General features: G+C 71.0%; 16 protein-coding genes and 1 tRNA gene. 11 read left to right on the plus strand and 6 right to left on the minus strand.

Features of this window, described 5'->3' with window-relative positions:
- The first annotated feature begins 21 nt into the window (after positions 1 to 21).
- The 5 genes from QFZ76_RS41935 to QFZ76_RS41955 all read left to right on the plus strand — a co-directional run bounded on the left by QFZ76_RS41935 (position 22) and on the right by QFZ76_RS41955 (position 4,421).
- On the plus strand, positions 22 to 1,383 hold the full coding sequence (locus QFZ76_RS41935) for a radical SAM protein (protein WP_307680288.1): 1,362 nt from the start codon (positions 22 to 24) through the stop codon (positions 1,381 to 1,383).
- A 51-nt stretch (positions 1,384 to 1,434) separates the two neighbouring features.
- Positions 1,435 to 2,004 carry a helix-turn-helix domain-containing protein gene (locus QFZ76_RS41940; RefSeq protein WP_373464438.1) on the plus strand — a complete coding sequence of 190 codons (570 nt, stop codon included), beginning with the start codon at positions 1,435 to 1,437 and terminating at the stop codon, positions 2,002 to 2,004.
- Positions 2,001 to 2,552: a GNAT family N-acetyltransferase gene (locus tag QFZ76_RS41945; protein WP_307678578.1), complete on the plus strand. Its 552-nt coding sequence runs from the start codon at positions 2,001 to 2,003 to the stop codon at positions 2,550 to 2,552. The genes QFZ76_RS41940 and QFZ76_RS41945 overlap by 4 nt, the downstream gene beginning before the upstream one ends.
- A gap of 30 nt (positions 2,553 to 2,582) precedes the next feature.
- Positions 2,583 to 2,942: an MmcQ/YjbR family DNA-binding protein gene (locus tag QFZ76_RS41950; RefSeq protein ID WP_266450460.1), complete on the plus strand. Its 360-nt coding sequence runs from the start codon at positions 2,583 to 2,585 to the stop codon at positions 2,940 to 2,942.
- Positions 2,943 to 3,074: 132 nt separating this feature from the next.
- Complete coding sequence (locus tag QFZ76_RS41955; protein WP_307678579.1) at positions 3,075 to 4,421, plus strand: MFS transporter; 1,347 nt, start codon at positions 3,075 to 3,077, stop codon at positions 4,419 to 4,421.
- 60 nt (positions 4,422 to 4,481) lie between these two features.
- On the opposite strand, the gene QFZ76_RS41960 is transcribed toward QFZ76_RS41955, so the two are convergent.
- Positions 4,482 to 5,399 carry a transketolase family protein gene (locus QFZ76_RS41960; protein WP_307678580.1) on the minus strand — a complete coding sequence of 306 codons (918 nt, stop codon included), beginning with the start codon at positions 5,397 to 5,399 and terminating at the stop codon, positions 4,482 to 4,484.
- Positions 5,400 to 5,441: 42 nt separating this feature from the next.
- Positions 5,442 to 6,149, minus strand: a complete 708-nt coding sequence (locus tag QFZ76_RS41965) for a transketolase (protein ID WP_307678582.1) — start codon at positions 6,147 to 6,149, stop codon at positions 5,442 to 5,444.
- A 134-nt stretch (positions 6,150 to 6,283) separates the two neighbouring features.
- On the opposite strand from QFZ76_RS41965, the gene QFZ76_RS41970 reads away from it, so the two are divergent.
- A tRNA-Pro gene (locus tag QFZ76_RS41970) sits at positions 6,284 to 6,360 on the plus strand.
- Here the strand turns inward: QFZ76_RS41970 and xerC are convergent.
- Positions 6,323 to 7,789: a tyrosine recombinase XerC gene (gene xerC, locus QFZ76_RS41975; protein ID WP_307678583.1), complete on the minus strand. Its 1,467-nt coding sequence runs from the start codon at positions 7,787 to 7,789 to the stop codon at positions 6,323 to 6,325. The genes QFZ76_RS41970 and xerC overlap by 38 nt on opposite strands.
- A 443-nt stretch (positions 7,790 to 8,232) precedes the next feature.
- On the opposite strand from xerC, the gene QFZ76_RS41980 reads away from it, so the two are divergent.
- Complete coding sequence (locus QFZ76_RS41980; RefSeq protein ID WP_210589781.1) at positions 8,233 to 8,451, plus strand: hypothetical protein; 219 nt, start codon at positions 8,233 to 8,235, stop codon at positions 8,449 to 8,451.
- Positions 8,438 to 8,848, plus strand: a complete 411-nt coding sequence (locus QFZ76_RS41985) for a type II toxin-antitoxin system VapC family toxin (RefSeq protein ID WP_307678584.1) — start codon at positions 8,438 to 8,440, stop codon at positions 8,846 to 8,848. Before QFZ76_RS41980 ends, QFZ76_RS41985 begins: the two co-directional genes overlap by 14 nt.
- A 42-nt stretch (positions 8,849 to 8,890) precedes the next feature.
- Here QFZ76_RS41985 and QFZ76_RS41990 read toward each other — a convergent pair whose 3' ends face one another.
- Positions 8,891 to 10,021, minus strand: a complete 1,131-nt coding sequence (locus QFZ76_RS41990) for a hypothetical protein (protein WP_307678585.1) — start codon at positions 10,019 to 10,021, stop codon at positions 8,891 to 8,893.
- 1,599 nt (positions 10,022 to 11,620) lie between these two features.
- Between QFZ76_RS41990 and QFZ76_RS41995 the strand changes: the two genes are divergently transcribed.
- On the plus strand, positions 11,621 to 13,468 hold the full coding sequence (locus QFZ76_RS41995) for an ABC transporter ATP-binding protein (protein ID WP_307678586.1): 1,848 nt from the start codon (positions 11,621 to 11,623) through the stop codon (positions 13,466 to 13,468).
- 47 nt (positions 13,469 to 13,515) lie between these two features.
- On the opposite strand, the gene QFZ76_RS42000 is transcribed toward QFZ76_RS41995, so the two are convergent.
- Both QFZ76_RS42000 and QFZ76_RS42005 read right to left on the minus strand, forming a co-directional pair.
- Positions 13,516 to 15,096, minus strand: coding sequence for an AbgT family transporter (locus QFZ76_RS42000; RefSeq protein WP_307678587.1), 1,581 nt, complete (start codon positions 15,094 to 15,096; stop codon positions 13,516 to 13,518).
- Positions 15,096 to 16,385, minus strand: a complete 1,290-nt coding sequence (locus QFZ76_RS42005; RefSeq protein WP_307678588.1) for an amidohydrolase family protein — start codon at positions 16,383 to 16,385, stop codon at positions 15,096 to 15,098. The genes QFZ76_RS42000 and QFZ76_RS42005 overlap by 1 nt, the downstream gene beginning before the upstream one ends.
- Before the next feature lie 104 nt (positions 16,386 to 16,489).
- Here QFZ76_RS42005 and QFZ76_RS42010 point away from each other — a divergent pair, with 104 nt between their 5' ends.
- Positions 16,490 to 17,617, plus strand: a complete 1,128-nt coding sequence (locus QFZ76_RS42010; protein ID WP_307678589.1) for an Lrp/AsnC family transcriptional regulator — start codon at positions 16,490 to 16,492, stop codon at positions 17,615 to 17,617.
- Between the two features lie 190 nt (positions 17,618 to 17,807).
- Entirely contained in the window at positions 17,808 to 18,140 is a 333-nt protein-coding gene (locus QFZ76_RS42015) for a DUF2218 domain-containing protein (protein WP_307678590.1), read from the plus strand.
- The last annotated feature ends 33 nt before the right edge of the window (positions 18,141 to 18,173 follow it).

The following is an 18,173-nucleotide window of genomic DNA, read 5'->3' on the forward strand; positions in this document are numbered from 1 at the left end:
TGGATTGTCATGCGTGTGACGATGATCCTTCCGGCCCTGACCGAGGCGACGAGCCCGCTGTTCCGGCCCATCAAGTACTCGCTGTTCCCGCCGCTCGGCCTCGCCACCCTGGCCGGCTACCTGGACCCCGACGACGAGGTCACGCTCCACGACGAACACGTGGAGCGCCTCGACCTCGAAGCCCTCGACACCCCCGACCTGCTGGTCGTCCAGCCGTACATCACCTCGGCCCGCCGCAGCTACGAGATAGCCGACCACTTCCGCGCCCGGGGCGTCCACGTCGCCATGGGCGGCCTGCACGTCACCTCGCTCCCCGACGAGGCGGCCGCTCACGCCGACACGATCTTCACCGGCCCCGGTGAGGACGTCTGGCCGCTGTTCCTGAAGGACTTCCGCGACGGCGTGCCCGCCCGGCGCTACGACTCGACGCTGCGCACCCTGGCCGGACTGCCGCCCATCAGAAGGGACCTGATCAAGCGTCACCTCTATCTCGTGCCCAACTCGATCGTGGTGTCGCGCGGTTGCCCGCACCACTGCGACTTCTGCTACAAGGACGCCTTCTTCGAGGGCGGCAAGTCCTTCTACACCCAGGCCGTCGACGACGCCCTCGCCGAGATCGACCGCCTGCCCGGCCGCCACCTCTACTTCCTCGACGACCATCTGCTCGGCAACAGACGGTTCGCGGAGGCCCTTTTCGAGGGCATGAAGGGAATGGGGCGGCTGTGGCAGGCGGCCGGCACGGTCAACTCCGTGCTGAAACCGGACCTGTTGGAGCGTGCGGTGGAGGCCGGGCTGCGCAGCCTGTTCGTGGGCTTCGAGACCGTCAACGACGCGAACCTCGCCGAGCGCCGCAAGAACCAGAACATCGGCACGGACTACGCGGCGGCGGTACGGCGGCTGCACGACACCGGGGTCATGGTCAACGCCAGCTTCGTCTTCGGGCTCGACCAGGACGGTCCCGACGTCTTCGACCGCACCGTGGAGTGGGCCGTGACGCAGGGCATCGAGACGGCGACCTTCCACATCATGACGCCGTACCCGTCGACCGGACTGTGGAAGCAGCTGGAGTCCGAGAACCGCATCGTGCACCGCGACTGGGACCTCTACGACACCCGGCATGTCGTCTACGAGCCCAGGAACATGACCCCCCGCCAGCTGGAGGACGGCTACTGGCGGGCGTACCGCGACTTCTACCGCTGGTCCAACATCTGGCGGGGGTCGGCGGCCCAGCCGGGACCGCACGAGCGGATGCGGCACCTCGCGTACTCCGGCGGCTGGAAGAAGTTCGAGCCCGCGTGGGACCTGCTGATCCGGTCGAAACGGGTGGTGCGGGCCCTGCCGGCGCTGGAACGGACGCTGGCGGCGTTCGGGGGACGGGAGTAACCGTTTCGTCTGTTTCATATTCGGGCTAGAATCCCGAATATGAAACAAGGGATGGAGATCGGACCTGACCCCGTCGACGCCCGGCTCGGCGTCCGTCTGGCCGAGCTGAGGGCCGAACACGGCTGGTCACTGGGGGAGTTGGCGGAGCGCAGCGGGGTGAGCAAGTCGACCCTGTCCCGGGCCGAGCGGGCGGAGATCAGCCCCACGGCCTCGCTGCTGAACCGGCTGTGCGGTGTCTACGGGCGGACGATGTCCCAGCTGCTCAGCGAGGTCGAAGCCGAGCCGGCGCTCCTGGTCAGGGCCGCCGACCAGCCGGTGTGGGAGGACCGGGCCTCCGGCTTCGTACGACGCTCCGTGTCCCCGCCGCACTCCGGGCTGCGCGGCGAACTCGTCGAGGGGCGGCTCGCCCCGGGCGCCGACATCGCCTACGACCGGCCGCCCGTGCCCGGCCTGGAGCAGCACATCTGGGTCCTCGAAGGGGTCCTCGACGTGACGGCACAGGACACCGACCACCACCTCGACGCCGGTGACTGCCTGCGGCTGCGGGTGTGGGGGCCGACGCGGTTCCGCTGCCCGGGCCCCGAGCGGGTGCGATACGCGCTGGCGGTGGTGCTGCCGTGATCGTGTGCCGACTGGACGGCACTCAAGTGCTCGACTGTGTCGACGCGTTGGCCGACCTGCTGGTCGACACCGTGGACGGCGGCGCCTCGGTGGGCTTCCTCGCGCCGCTCGACCCGGCGGTGGCGGCGTCCTGGTGGAAGGAGCGGGCGGCGGGCGTGGCTGCCCGGCAGCTCGCCGTGTGGGTCGCACGGGACGGCGACCGGACGGTCGGCACCGTCAGCCTGGCCTTCCCCGACAGACCCAACAGCCGCCATCGCGCCGAGCTGGTCAAGCTGATGGTCCACCGGGACGCCCGCGGGCGGGGCCTCGGCCGCAGCCTGCTCGCGACCGCCGAGGAGGCGGCCGTCGCCGCGGGCGTCACCCTGCTCCACCTCGACACGGAGACCGACAGCCCGGCCGAGCGTCTCTACACGACCGCCGGGTGGACGCGGGCCGGAGTGATCCCCGACTACGCGGCCGACCCGGCCGGGGTGCTGCGGCCGACGACGCTCTACTACAAACGCGTGGGGGCGGGCTCAGGAGGCGGAGTCGAGGCTCTCACCAGGTGATTGTCAGTGGGAGCCATTACGGTGCCTGTCATGCCGGACGCCGAAGACGTACGCCGAATCGCCCTGTCCCTGCCGGACACGACGGAGAAGATCGCCTGGAGCATGCCCACGTTCCGGGTCGCGGGGAAGATGTTCGCCACGCTGCCCGAGGACGAGACCTCCCTCGCCGTGCGCTGCCCCAAGGAGGAGCGCGACGAACTGGTGCTGGCCGAGCCGGAGAAGTTCTGGATCGCCGACCACGAGGCGCAGTTCGCCTGGGTGCGGGCCCGCCTCGCCGCCGTGGAGGACGAGGACGAGCTGCGTGACATCCTCGCCGACTCCTGGCGCCAGGCGGCACCGACCCGACTGCTCGACGCCCACCCGGAGTTGGGGCTGCCGACCGCGGAGTGAAATCCCCTCGGGCGTTGTCAGTGCCGCGTGCCATGATCCGAAGCCAACGTGGGAGCCGGGGCGGAGGGGGCTTCGGCTCCCACGGATGGACGAGGGACCGGCAGGGCCGGCGGGCGAGGGGTGCGCTGAGGGATGACGGGCACGGCAGGGGCGACGGGCGCGGCGTCGCGGAAGGGCTCGCGGTCGCTCTGGTCGCGGGACTTCGCGCTGTTCTTCGCCGCCCGGGCCGTCGCCCGGCTCGGCGACACCATGCTGCCCGTCGCCCTCGCCGCGGGCCTGCTCCAGCACGGGTACGGAGCGGGTGCCGTGGGCCTCGCCATGGCCTCGACGGCCGCCGCCTTCGCCGGTCTCGTCGTCTTCGGCGGGGTCATCGCCGACCGATTCAGCACCCGCAGACTGATGATCGGCGCCGACCTGGTGCGACTCGGCACCCAGGCCCTGGCCGCCGCGCTCTTCTACTCCGGACACGTGGTGCTCTGGGAGATCTGCGCGATCGGCTTCGTCAACGGCGTCGCGGGTGCCGTGTTCCAGCCCGGCGTCGCCAGCACGGTGCCCCGGCTCGCCGCCGACGTCCAGGGCGCGAACGGCGCCATACGCATCGCCGAGTCCGTCGCCCAGCTCGCCGGCCCCGCGGCGGCGGGCGTACTCGTCGGACTCGCCTCGCCCGGCGGCGTCTTCGTGGCCCACGCGGCCACGTACGCGGTGAGTGCCCTGTGTCTCCTGCTGATGCGCCTGCCGCCGCTCACCCCGGGCAGTCACATGACGGGACGCGGCGGCAGCGCCTTCAGGGCCGATCTCTTCGAAGGCTGGCGGGAGTTCAGATCGCGCACCTGGCTGTGGGCCGTCATCGCCGTCTGGTGCCTCTACATGATCGCGGTGTGGGGCCCGACAGTCCCGCTGGTGGCGACGGAGGTGGTGCAGGAGTACGGCCCGGGCGCCTACGGCCTGATCAACTCCGCCCTCGGCGCCGGCACCGTCGTCGGCGGGTTCCTCGCCCTGCGCCTGCGTCCCCGCCGTATGCTCCGCGCCGGCGCGCTCTCCCTCTTCGGCTTCGTCGGCTTCCCGGCGACGGTGGGCGCCGGCCTCGGCATACCGGCCATGGCCGTCGGCGCCGCCGTCGCCGGGGCCGGGATGTCCTTCTGGGGCGTGATGTGGGCGACCAGCGTGCAGACCCAGGTCCCGCCCGACGTCCTCAACCGCATCCACGCGTACGACGTGGCCGGCTCCCTCGCGATGATGCCGGTCGGCCAGGCCCTCGCCGGCCCGGCGGCCGGGCTGCTCGGCGCCGACCAGGTGCTGCTGGTCGCCGGGGCGATGAGCTTCGTGGTCGCGGGTGCGCTGCTCGCCGTGCCGGCGATACGGGACCTGGTGCGGGTCGATCCACCGACGGCGGGTTCGGCGACGGCGGGTCCGGCGACGGCGGGTCCGGCGACGGTGACGGGTTCGCGTGAGCCGGCGCGGCAGACCGAGCGCGGCTGACCGGGCACTGCTGACGGGTGGACCACCGGCCTCAGAGAAAAGGTGAGTTGCCGCCCCGCCTCACGAACCCCCGCCACCCGCACCCGCCACGAACCCGCCGATCCGCTCCCGCAGGGACCGCGCGTCGAGGCCGTGCGCGGCGGCGTGTTCCTCCACGCGGCCGTAGCGCCGCAGCTCACGGCGGCCCACGCCGAGGCCCAGCACCCGGTGGGGTACGTGGGCGAGGGCGTCGTTCGCCGCCGCGGTCGACGTGCCCGCGAGGTACGGCTCGACGAGCACGACGTCGGCTCCGGCCGTCGCCGTGGCCCGGCGCAGAGCGGCCGCGTCGAAGGGCCGTACGGTCGTCGCGTACAGCACCATCACGTCCAGGCCCTCCACGGCGGCGAGCACCGCGTCCAGCATGGGCCCGACGGCGACGACCACGCCCGAACGGCCCTCGCGGACGGCGCGGAAGTGCTCCCCGTCGACCGGGAGCGCGTCCCGGTTGGCCTGCACGGACAGCCGTACGTACACCTTGTCGTCGCCCGCGGCGACGGCGTGCCGCAGCAGGGTCTCGGCCTCGTCCGGATGCCCCGGCACATGCACGGTCCAGCCGTCGAGGGTGTCGAGCAGCGCCACGTCCCCGGGGGCCATGTGGGTGTACCCGCCCGCGGGCCAGTCGAAGGACGCGGCGGCGCTCACCAGCACCGCCCCGACGTCCTGATGGCCGAGATCCAGCTTGACCTGCTCGAAGGGCCGCTCGACGAGGAAGCTCGCGAAGGTGTGCACGACGGGCCGCAGCCCGGTCAGGGCCATTCCCGCGGCCACACCGACGAGCAGCTGCTCGCGGATGCCGACGTTGACCACCCGGTCCGGGTGCCGGTGCCACGCCTCGGTGAAGGCGTCCCTGCCGATCTCGGCGAGGACGACCGCGACGCGCGGATCCTCGTCGAGCAGGCGCGAGACGACGGGGGCGAGACGGTCACGCATGGTGTCCATGGAGGTTCGGGCCTTTCCGGAGGTGTCAGAAGCGGCGGACGATCAGGCGGACTTGGGCTCGACCCGGGCCACGACCAAGTGCGGTCGGCCCGGGTGCGGAGCGGTGAACGCGGCGTACAGCGCCTCGTGGTCACGGCCGTCGACCGTGACGGCGGACCAGCCGGCCGCCTCGAAACGGGCGGCGATGCCGCCGGGCCGGGCGTGACTGGCGGAGGCGTTGTCGATCACGACGGTGTGCAGCCGGTCCAGCCCGGCGGGCCCGGCGAAGGCGATCGCCTCGTGGTTGCTGCCCTCGTCCAGCTCGGCATCCCCGACCACCACCCACACCCGGGGCGCGTCGAGGCCCTGGGCGCGCAGCCCCAGCGCCGTGCCCACGGCGATCGGCAGCCCGTGTCCCAGTGACCCGCTGCCGATCTCGGCCCCCGGCACGAGCACCCGGTCGGGATGGTGGCCGAGCGGCGAGTCGTACGCGCCGAAGCCCGGCAGCCAGTCCACGGGTACGAAGCCCTTGGCCGCCAGCACCGCGTAGTACGCCATCGGCCCGTGCCCCTTGGACAGCAGGAACCGGTCCCGCCCCGGATCGTCCGCCCGCTCGGGCGCGACCCGCAGCACCCGGTCGTACAGGACCCACAGCGCGTCCAGCGTGGACGTCGCCGCCGGACCGTGCTTCTCGTCGCCCGTCATCAGTCCCATGAGCCGGGACAAGTCGCCGTACCCGTAGGTACGGCCGCGTTCCTCGGTGATCGTCATGTGAACGATCGTGCAACCTCGAGCAAGGTTGAGGTCAAGTGTGTCCGCGGATAAACGAGTGCGCGACCACGGACCCGAGTGCGGTATTGTTTCCATGCGTGTTCGGCCAGGGGAAATCCCAGGTCAGACGGCACCGGGACGTGGCGCAGCTTGGTAGCGCACTTGACTGGGGGTCAAGGGGTCGCAGGTTCAAATCCTGTCGTCCCGACCAGCTTTGATGCAGGTCGGAGGCCGTTCTCCCGTTTACGGGAGGGCGGCCTTTCGCGTTCCTGGAGGGCTGGTGGTCGCACTGTGGTCGCAGGCCGCATCTGGGGAAAGCTCGCGGTGGCGGAGAAGCCGGGCGGGGCGGGGGAGCGGTGCCGGTGGAGGGCTTCGCGGAGCCGCTGGATGTGGTCGCGTGGTGAGCGCGGTCGGTCCTGCCGGTCCTGCCGGTCGGCTCTCTGTTCGGCCTGGGTGAGGGTGTGCTCGATGGTGTCGACGGCCTGGCGGGCGGCTTGCTGGGTGAGGTGGCTGTAGATGTTGGCCGTGGTGGACAGGGTGGAGTGGCGCAGGGTCTTGGAGACCACGGTGAGGGGGACGCCGGCGGTGATGGTGAGGGTGGCGGCCAGGTGGCGCAGGTCGTGAACGGTCACCCGGGGGACACCGGCTTCGTCGGACAGTTGCCGGAGCCGGTCCAGGACGGCGCTGGGCCGCAGCGGTCGGCCGTCGGGTCGGCAGAAGACGAGTCCGGCGAACGGATCGCCCGGGCACGTGTGGGTGCGATTCCTGGAGCGGGCCCGGTGGTGGAGAGCGGCGGCGACGCGGGGTGAGATGGCCCCCCAGTTCTTGCTGGAGCGGGTCTTGGGCGGGGTGATGACGAGTCGGTTGTTGTCGATCGCGTAGAGCGTGCAGCGCACGTACAGCACCCGTTCGCTCAGGTGGACGTCGTCCCAGTGCGGGCCGAGGGCCTCGCCCTTGCGCAGGCCGGTGCCGATGAGGAACTCGAACAGGTCGGCCATGTCCGGGTCGGCCTGGTGGCAGTGCTGGAGGAAGCGGACGGCCTCGGCGGCGGTCCAGATCCGGCGCTCCGGCGCGGGCGGTCGGCGTAGGGCCGGTGGGCTTGCCGGGTTGTGGGCGAGGCGGTGCTGGCGGACCGCGTCCCCCAGCGCGCTGGACAGGGTGGCCATGCACCGGTAGAGGGTGATGCGGCCGCGGCCGGCGGCGAGCTGACCGGTGACGAAGGCGCTGATGTGCCGGTGCCTGAGCTCGTCCAGCTTGAGGCTGCCGAAGGCGGGGGCGAGATCGTTGTGCACGAAGTCGCGGTAGCGGGCCATGGTGGTCGGCTTGAGCACCAGCGCCTTCGCCGCCAGCCAGCTGTGGAGGTAGTCGGCGACGGTCTGGTTCGGGTCGGCGTTGAATCCGCCGGCCTCGCCCTCCAGGAACGTCCGCAGTGCGGCCTCGGCGTCGTCGTGGCTGGTGAAGCCGCCTCGGCGGACGGTGGTGCGGTGGCGGTGTGGGGCGGGGATGTCGACGGCGAACGTCCAAGTCCCGTGGTGACCGTCGGTGAGCAGGCGGGGGCAGTGTGCTCCGAGCTGGCGGTGGTGGGTGTCTCGGCAGCCGCACCTGCGGTAGACGCGGCCGCGGTCGGCGGTGGTACGCATGGGGATCGCCTCCAGGGCGCGGAGGAAGGGCCGACTCTCCCAGTTTCGTGCGACCACATGCGACCACCACGTCCGCGATGCCAGCCGCGACCAGCGCGTTTCCCCTGACTCGGCACCAAGGGCGGCGGCTCGGAAGCCTTCACGTGGATCACCTCTTTCACCTGACTGACCTTGATCACCAAAGGGTCAGTCGAAGGTCACAAGTGGGTTAGATTCGAGCGGCGCCGAGAGGCTGAGGAAGATGAGAGTGACGGTTCAGGGGAGCAAGACGCCGCCAGTGGTGGCGTAGAGCGCGAGGCAGACGCGGGCCCGGATGTCGCGGACGCGGCAGGACTGTCGGCGGAACCCGCCCCGGACGATCAACTTGGAACCTGCTGACATGGTCATGGGTTCGGGACGCCAACGCTATCGTGGAGGTACGGCGCGGTGGAGAGGAAGCGGCCATGACCTCGGCGTACGACTACAGGGAGCTGCACGAGCTCATCGATCGTCTGGAGCCCGAGCAGGCGGAGGAGCTGCGCCGTCACGCGCTGCGTCTGGTGAAGCCCGCGCCGAGTCGGTTTCGGATACTGCGGAGCTTCGATGGCCCGGCGACCGATCTCGGCGCCCGGGCGAAGGACATCGCGCGGGCGGAGATCGGCGAGGACGATGCTGATCGTTGACACTGGTCCGCTTGTCGCCTTCCTCAACCGCAACGACCCTGATCACGAGCAGTGCGCCGCGTTGCTGGAGTCGTACGATGGCGATCTCCTTGTCACTCCGTATGTGCTGACTGAATGCTGTTATCTGGTCGGGAAGTATCTGGGCGCCGAGGCTGAAGTCAACCTGGTGGAGTCTGTGGTCGGCGGTGATCTGGTGCAGGTGTTTCCCGATGAGCGGGACATGGCCCGGATCGCTGAGCTGATGCACCGCTACCGTGGCTTTCCGCTGGGTGTCGCGGATGCTTCGGTGGTCGCTGTGGCGGAGCGGCTGAAGCTGACGGATGTCGCGACGCTCGACCACCGGCACTTCCGGGCGCTCGTGCCCGAGCACGTTCCTGCGTTCACGCTGCTTCCCTGAGGAGCTCTGCCCGGGCTTCCTCGGCCCCGTGGCCTGGGGGCGTTACCGGAGGCTGTGGCGGTCGAGGCGGTGGATGAGGCCGGGGCGGCGTTGGTGGTCCTCGCGCAGGCGGGTCAGGCGCTGGTCGAAGTCCATGTCACGTCCGGTGTGGGCGTAGGCGTCGCGCAGTTCCGTGAGGAGGGCGACGGCCTGGTCGTAGGCGGTGGTCTTCTTGGTGGCGATGTGTGCCTCGATCTGCTGCCAGGCGGACTCGGCTTCGCTCGCGAGGGCGGTCAGGTGCCGGGTGCGGGCTTCGGCTCGTTCGTGTTCGGCGTGCTGTCGGCGTTCGGTGCGCAGGGTGTGGGCGGCGTCCAGGAGGTGGGCGGCGGACCGGCGTCCGGGAATCGCAGTGGGGATGGTGGTGCCGCGCAGGCGGTGCAGGAGTTCGGCGCGCAGCCGCGGTTCGGGGCCGAGGGCGAGCCTCAGAAGCAGGGCGTCCTTCTCCTGCTCCGGTAGGGCGGCGATCAGTGGCGCGAGTTCCTTCTTCGTGGGATTGGCCGACTTCTTGGGCGCGGCGGGACTGGCCTGGGCCGCGGCCGTGAGCAGGTCGGCGTCGACGCGCAGGAAGTCCGCGAGCGCGCGCTGCGGGGCGGTGAGCTCGCCGAGGCCGGCCGGGACGGGCGGTTCGGGGCAGGTCTGGTACTCCTCTTCTTCGTCGTCTTGGAGTTCCCAGGCGGCGAGCGCGGCGAGCCAGGCGAGGTAGAGGGGGCGCAGGTCGCCGGTGGCGAGTTCGTCGCGTACGCCGATCAGGGCGGCCAGTGAGTCGTCGGCGCCCTCGATCCAGTCGCCGCCTTCGTCCTCGCTGGTGAGATCGAGCAGAAGGTGGGTGCGGGTGGTCCAGGCGTCGATGTGGTGGTCGAGGCAGTACGGCTTCACCGTGGGCAGGGTCAGGGCTTGCCTGGGCAGGCGGAGCATCAGGCGGTGGGTGCCCCAGTTGGTGACGTACAGGTGGGCGTCGAAGTAGCGCTCGACCATGCGGCGTGGGTCGCCGCGCAGGTCACCCCAGTTGTAGGTGTTGGTGAAGCTGGTGGCGGTGATCCGGGCCCGGCTGGAGACGGCCCGTAACTGGTCCTGTTCCTCGCGGCTGAGCGGTCGGTCGAGGGCCTGGAACTCGTAGTACTGGTACTCGCTCACATCGCGGACCCTACTGCCGTCGCTGATGGGCTGGGGACGGTGGACTGGGCGAGGATGCGGGCTCTGCCTGGACGTCGTGCAGCCGGCTGCGGTGCAGCGATGAGACTGCAGTGAGGCTGAGGGCTCGCCGATCGGCGTGATCGGCATGGGAGATATGCAGGCGGAGCCTGCATCCTCGCACGACGGCCAAGAGGATCACTGTGCGAAGTGGTACGAAAGAGGCGGGTGGGACACCATGAGCTGGACGTGCTGTAGAGCGAGGAGACCTGGCCACCATCCGCCGCTCTCTGGGGCACGACGGAAGTCCTCTCCGACTGCCCGACGGAATCGACTGGTTGAACCTCTACGCTCGTGGTGACATCGTCGCCCAGTCCCAGGGCCTGGCATCGGTCGCGCCAGCCGTACGCGAGGGCCCGGTGACGGCCCCCGCCTAACGTGAGGCCCATGACCACGTTGACGCTTCTGCATCCCGGCGCCACGGGCGCGAAAGTCGGCGGCCAGGCGCCCCGTTCGGGAGCCCGGGCGTTGTACGTCCCCACCGGCCGCGGCCCCGCCAGCCTCCAACGGGCCCAGGAGGCAGACCTGGAGGCCGCCGAGTCCCTCGAATCCGCCCTGGCCGCAAGCGGACTTCGTCCTGTCAGTCTGCCCGCCGCACGCGGCGGAGGACGTAGCGCACGAGGTCCTCACGCACCCCTTCCGAGGCGTGTACGTCGAGGCCAACGCCATCAGCCCGGACCCGGCGCATCGCCGCCGCCTACGCCGAGCGTGACGTACTCATGCTCGTACCGCATACCACCGACCTACCGCGGGGATCAGCACCCGACAACAGCCCGAAAAGATCAGTAGGAGTTCTAAGGTGCCGATCACCCTCGCTCGGGCCGGGGGCCGGTTCCGCTGGCCGCGTGGGTCGAGCCAACGTCAGCATGACCAAGTACGACCCCATCTTTGGGAGTTCGTCATGCACGGCCTGTTCCGGGACTTCACGAGAGGTTGCTCGACGCTCGCTGAGCACCAAGGCGCACACGCGTTCACTTGCCCGCTCTCAGGTGAAGCGCGACGATGGAAGACAAAGAGCCCGTGGCGGCTCCACTCGATCTGTGGAAGGCGGCGCGTGAATCAAACGAGGTTGACCGGCAAAGGCCGGAGCGCGCAGACTCCTTTACTCGGCCGAGTACGCTGAACACTGACCTCGAAGAACGACCCGTCGCACGCCGCTCACGGACCACCCAACTGGGGGTCAAGGGGTCGCAGGTTCAAATCCTGTCGTCCCGACGGTGTTCATCAGCGGGTCTGCCGACAGCGGCAGGCCCGCTGGATGCGTTTTGCGGCACGCGGTGTCGCGACATGACTGCCGATGCCCGAGCCTGTCGACCACGGTGACGGCGTGGCGGGCGCTCGCCGGCCCTCGGTCCGCGCCTCCGTGCGCCTGCCGCCGGCCGGGAAAAACGCCTGGATTCCCTGGGCACCGTCACGGGACACTGCGATTCCTGGCCTCCCCGTACTCGCGCGTCGGCGTCGACGTCGGCGCGAGCCGCGCGCGGGGGCCCAGTCGCCGCGCCCCGCGTCCGGCGGGCCGGCGCACGACAACACGGGGTGGGGATGGGAACGCCTGGATCGCGCGAGGTTCCGCCGCGCAGGGGCTCGGTGCTCCTCGCGCTTCGTTACTACGGACGGGAGCTGGCCCGGCTCCGCTGGCTGACGGTGCCCGCGATGCTGCTGTCGGCGCTGGGCAACATCGGCCTCAACTACGTCGCGCCGCTGGTCGTAGCGAAGCTCGTCGGCCGCATCGCCGACGACGCGGGAATCGCCCTCGGCTCGACGCTGCCCTACGTCCTCGGCTTCGCCGGCGTCCTGCTGCTCGCGGAGGCGCTGTGGCGGGTCGGCGTGCACTGCCTGAACCGGCTCGACGCCCTCGGCATCGAGCATCTGTACGTGATCGGCATGGATGAACTGTTCGCCAAGGACGCCGCGTTCTTCCACGACAACTTCGCCGGGTCGCTGACGAAGCGGGTCCTGAGCTTCGCCTCCCGATTCGAGCAGTTCGTCGACACTCTGACGTTCTCGGTCGTGGGCAGCCTCGTCCCGCTGCTGTTCGGGTCGGTGGTGCTGTGGCGCTACGAACCGCTGCTCGTGGTGGGTCTCCTGGCGATGATCGCACTGACCGCGCTGTGTGTGACGCCCCTCATCCGGCGCCGCCAGGCACTCGTCGACCAGCGCGAGGCGGCGATCGCCCGGGTGTCGGGCCACGTCGCCGACAGCCTGATGAACATGGACACCGTCCGCGCGTTCGCCGCGGAGGAACGCGAGGCCGCCGAGCACCGGTCCCGCGTCGCGGAGTCGCGACGGCTCTCGCTGAGGTCGTGGGACTACGGCAACCTGCGCATCGACACGTTCATCGCGCCGATGTCCATCCTCACCAACGCGCTGGGCCTGCTGCTCGCGGTCGCGCTCGGCGGGGGCAGGCTCGGCGTGGAGGCGGTCGTGGTCGCCTTCACGTACTACACCAACGCGACGCGGATCATGTTCGAGTTCAACCAGATCTACCGCCGCCTGGAGAGCTCCATGACGGAGGCCGCGCAGTTCACCGAACTGCTGCTGACGCCGCCGACCGTGCTCGACCCGGCGGTGCCGGAGCCGCTGCTGCCCGGGGCCGCCGACGTCCGTTTCGAGCGGGTGACCTTCGCCCACGCGGGCTCGGAGCCGCTCTTCGAGGGCCTCGACCTGACCGTGCCCAGCGGGACGAAGATCGGTCTCGTCGGCCGGTCCGGCGGCGGCAAGACCACGCTCAGCCGGCTGCTGCTGCGGATGACGGACATCGGGGCCGGCCGGATCCTCATCGGGGGCCAGGACATCAGCAGGCTGCGCCAGACCGACCTGCGCGGCATGATCGCCTACGTGCCGCAGGACCCGGCCATGTTCCACCGCACGCTGCGGGACAACATCGCGTTCGCCCGGCCGGACGCCACCGACGCCGAGATCCGCCGCGCGGCCGAAGCGGCGCACGTCACGGAGTTCGCCGACGCCCTGCCGGACGGCTTCGACACCATGGTGGGCGAGCGCGGTGTCAAGCTGTCCGGCGGACAGCGGCAGCGGGTCGCTCTCGCCAGGGCGATCCTGCGCGACGCGCCGATCCTGCTGCTCGACGAGGCGACCAGCGCCCTGGACTCGGAGAGCGAGATCCTCGTCCAGGAGGCACTGTGGCGGCTCATGGAGGGGCGGACGGCGCTCGTGGTGGCGCACCGGCTGAGCACGGTCGCCACCATGGACCGACTCGTCGTCCTCGACCGCGGACGGATCATCGAGCAGGGCACGCACCACGAACTGCTCGCGTCGGGCGGCGCCTACGCGAAGCTGTGGCAGCACCAGTCGGGCGGCTTCCTCGACGACAGTTCCGCCGAGGACGACAGTTCCGCCGAGGACAGTCCCGCGCGGGCGGACCTGCACTGAACGAGAGCCGGTGGGTGTGGCCCCGCGCCTGCCGGCAACCCCGACCCTCACTTCAGACCGATGTGCGCCCCGGGCCCCAGCGGCAGGTCGAAGCCGTAGAAGATCCCCAGGATCGCCAGCCACACCACCAGGAACGGCACGACGAAGATCGACAGCCGGGCGATGAGCGTGCCCAGCCGTGCCTCGGGCTCGTACCGTCGCAGCAGCGCGAGCAGCAGGAAGACGTACGGATTCATCGGCGTGATGATGCCGGTCGCGGAGTCGCCGATGCGGAAGGCGGCCTGGCTGAGGGCCGGGCTCATGCCGAGCAGCATGAACGCCGGGACGAACACCGGACCGACCAGCGACCACAGGGCGGACCCGGACACGATGAAGAGGTTGAGGCAGGCCGCCAGCAGGACGAAGGCGACGAGCGCCCAGAAGCCGGTCAGGCCGATGGCGTCCAGCCCGGCCGCCGCCTTCACGGCGAGCAGGATGCCCACGTTGGACCAGTTGAACAGGGCGATGACCTGGGCGGCGACGAACATCAGGACGATGTAGCCGGACATGTTCCGCACCGAGTCGGACATGGCGGTGACCACGCCCTCCGAACCGGTCAGCGCCTTGACGGTGAACCCGTAGGTGAGCCCGGCCAGCAGGAACGCGCCGAACAGCACCGGGACGATGCCGGTGAGCAGGGGAGAGGGGACGAGTGCGCCGCCCTCGCCGCGCAGCGGGGCGCCCTCGGGCAGCCACAGGGACAGGACCGCGCCCGTGTAGAGGAGGACGACCAGGGCCGTGAGCAGCAGGCCCCGCCGCTGGACCGGGGTGAGGGTGAGGTCCTGCTCCTCGGGCTCGTCGGCCGAGGCCGCGGCGGCGTCGTACGGGCTCAGGCGGGGCTCGAGGACGCGGCTGATCAGGAAGCCGCCCAGCAGGCCGAGGACGAGGCTGCTGGACGCGGTGAAGAAGTAGTTGACGAGCAGGTTGAGGTCGAGGCCCTGGGCGGCCGGGAGCACCGAGGCGGCCTGCTGGGTGATGCCGATGTAGAGGGCGTCGAGGGAGCCGATGGTGAAGCCGGCGGCGTAGCCCGCGCCGACGCAGGCGAAGCCGCCGATCAGACCGGCCACGGGATGGCGGCCCGCGCTCTTGAAGACCACGGCCGCCAGCGGCGGCAGCACGATCGAGGCGACGTCGCTGACCATGTGCGCCTGACAGGCGATCAGCGCCACCAGATACGGCAGCGCCGCACGCGGTGCGCGGGCCAGCGTGGCCCGCATGACGGTCTCCAGGAGGCCGGCCTTCTCCGCGACCCCCACCGCCATGATCATGAGCAGTACGGCGGCGATGGGCGGGAACGTGGCGAAGTTGGTGACCATGTTCTCCGCCAGCCAGCGCACGCCCTCGCCGGTGAACAGGCCCGTGACGGCCTTCGTCTCGTCGGTGCCGGGGACGGTGACCTGTACGTCGGCGAGCGCCAGTGCGGTGGAGACGACGGCCAGGATCACGAAGAGGGTGGTGAACAGGACGATCGGGTTCGGCAGCGCGTTGCCCACCCGTTCGATGAGGGAGAGCGCGCGGTCGACGCGGCCGGGGCGGCGCGTGCCGGGGGACTTGCTGTCGGGGGCGGGGAGGTCGGTGAGCGAGGACATCAGGGGCGCCTTCCGGTATCGGCGGCCGACGGCAGGAGGTCTTTGCGTACGACGCCGTCCTGGACGACGCAGACGATGTTCGCGGGGTCGCCGAGGACACCGATGTCCTGGAGGGGATCTCCGTCGCAGACGACGAGGTCGGCGGTGCGGCCGACCGTCAGGGTGCCCAACCGGTCGGCGAGGCCGAGGAGTTCGGCGCAGGTGCGGGTCCCGGCGACGATCGCCGCCATGGGGTCCATGCCCAGGTCCACCAGATAGGCGAGCTCCATCAGGTTCACGCCGTGCGGACCGACGGCGGCGTCGGTGCCGAGCGCGATCCGGGCGCCGAACTCGATGGCCCGGGCGATGTTCTCCTTGGTGGTGCCGGACCAGCGGACCTTCTTCTGGTAGTGGTAGTCCGCCATCGTCTCCTTGTTGATGCCCGCGTACACGGTGGACAGCGTCGGTACGACGAACACGCCCCGCTCGCCCGCCATGTCCAACGCCCGCTCGTCCAGGCCGTATCCGTGCTCGATGCTGGTGACGCCGCCGCGGATCGCGTTGAGGATGCCCGCGTTGCCCTGGGCGTGGGCGGCCACCGGCTTCCCGCCGTGCCGGCGGGCCTCGTCCACGACGGCGCGGATCTCCTCCTCCAACAGGCCCTCGTCGTCCGGGTCGTCGTAGGGGCTGCCCATGCCGCCCGTGGCACAGACCTTCACCAGGTCCGCGCCGTCGCGCAGCACCCGGCGCACCGCGAGCCGGGCCGCGTCGGTGCCGTCGGCGATCTCCGACATCCCGGCGCTCAGGTCGGTGCCGTCGGGCAGTCGGACGTCGGCGTGGCCGCCGGTGTGGCTGATGATCCGTACGGCCGTGTGCAGCCGCGGACCGACGATCCGGCCGGACGCGACGGCCGTACGGAAGCCCGCCGAAAGCCCGCCCAGGTCACGGGCGGTGGTGATGCCGGCGTCGAGGGTCTGCCGCAGTCGGGTGGCCGTGTCCAGGGTGACCAGGACCGGGTCCAGCTCGGCCCGGCGGCCGGGCGGCGAGCCGTGCGCGTAGGCGAGATGGACGTGACAGTCGAAGAAGCCGGGCAGTACGGTGCGGCCACCGGCGTCGACGACCCGGACCGAGGAGTCGTCCTCGGCGACCGGGGGCGCCGTCGCGGCGGGACCGGCGTAGGTGATGGTGCCCTGGGCATCGATCGTGACGACGGCGTCGTCCACGGGGGACGAGCCGGTGCCGTCGATCAGCAGGGCACGGTGGACCCGCAGAGCGGTCCGGGTGGTCTCGGGCGTCGTGGCTTCCGTCATGGGGCGCGGTCGCTCCTTTGTTGTCGGCAACTGGCGAAGGGGAGTGTGGGGTGCGCAGGAAAACCCGATGTGACGATGCAGCTTTCGAGCCGGATTCCCCGGACGTGCGCAGAGAAGTGCCACCCGAGGGCGCGCAGGAAAGTGCCGCGGAGGACACCCATGAGGAGGGCGCCGCCCTCGAACTCGACGAACTCGACCGGGGTGTCGTGCACGCCCTGCAGATCCATCCCAGAGCCCCGTGGACGCTCGTCGGCGAGGTGCTCGGGGTCAACCCCGTCACCGCCGCGCGGCGCTGGCACCGGCTCCAGGAGGCGGGTCTGGCCTGGGTGACCGCCTACCCCCGGCTGGACAACTCGCGGATCGTGGTGAGCGGTGTGATCGAGGTGGACACCGAGCCGGGCGTCGCCGAGGACGTGGCGCAGGCGCTCGCCGCGGACCCGGCGGTGCCGAACATCAAGCTCACCGCGGGCGGACGGGACCTGGTGGCTGCCGTACAGGCCCGCAGCCTCGACGAGTTGGCCCGCCTCACCACGCTCCTGTTCCAGCGCACACCGGGCATACGGGCGACCCGGACCCATGTGTCGACCGGCGTCCCCACTGAGGGCAGCCGATGGCGGCTGCGGAGCCTGGACGCGGCACAGAGTGCGCGTATCGAGGCGGCCGCCCCCTCGCCGGCTCTGCCCGCGCCCGCCGCCGAGGCCCGCTGGGACGCCCTGGACGCGGGCCTGCTGGAACTGCTGAGCACGGACGGGCGCATGTCCTTGCGCGAGCTGTCGGCACGGACCGACACCAGCATCACCACCGTGCGCCGCAGGCTCCAGTCCCTGCTCGCCGCCCGGCTGAGCCTGCGCTGCGACCTGGCCCGGCCGCTGTCGGGATGGCCGCTGTCCGCCGTGTACTTCGCCTCGGTGCCGGGCCGGTTCGTGGCGGAGACCAGCCGGGTGCTGGCCGGGGTGCGCGAGGTCCGCTCCTGCGCGATCACCGCGGGGCCGTACAACCTGGTCGTCGACGTCTGGCTGCGCGACCTGCACGACGTGCACGCCTTCGAGGCCCACCTCTCACGCAAGCTGCCGCGCCTGACCGTCGCCGACCGCTCCGTGGTGCTGCGCACGGTCAAGCACATGGGGCGGTTGCTGGACCACGACGGCCGCAGCGTAGGAGTCGTACCGCTACGGCACCCGCAGGGTCCTCGGTCCGTCGCTGCGGGGCCCGTTGCCGGTTCGGCTCTGTAAGGGGAGCGCTGCCTCAGGCCGCTGCTCGGGTCGCCAACTCCCCTAGGTCAAGCCGACCTCAAGCGGGGTGTGACTGACGCGGAAGGCATCCATACTTTGCGGCGTGTGACGCCTGGGAAGGTGCGGGTTCCGCGCGCCGCTCCGGCACCATCGAGACGTTCGCCGCACACCGCGATCCCCGGAGTACGCCATGCCCCGTTCCGAAGCCCGCGTCGTCACCGACCGACCGCAGCGCTACGCCAAGCAACTCGCCTCCCACCTCGGCCGCCGCAGTCGGACCAGCTGGGACGAGGAGACCGGCGAGGGCCGCCTGCTCTTCCAGAACGGCACCGGCGCGCTCACCGCCGTCGACGGCGCCCTGCTGCTCTCCGTGGAGTCGGAGGCCGAACACCTCGACCTGCTCGAAGACGTCGTCGGCCGTCACCTGGTCCGCTTCGGCACCAAGGACGAGCTGGTCGTCGAATGGCGACGCGACACGGGCGAGCCCGGGACCACCCAGCGCAGGACCGAAGATCCGGAGTGAGCCCTGCACGACTCGGCGCAGGCTCGAGGTCGC

Origin of the sequence: Streptomyces sp. V4I2 (genome assembly GCF_030817655.1) — a bacterium.
Lineage (GTDB): Bacteria > Actinomycetota > Actinomycetes > Streptomycetales > Streptomycetaceae > Streptomyces > Streptomyces plumbiresistens.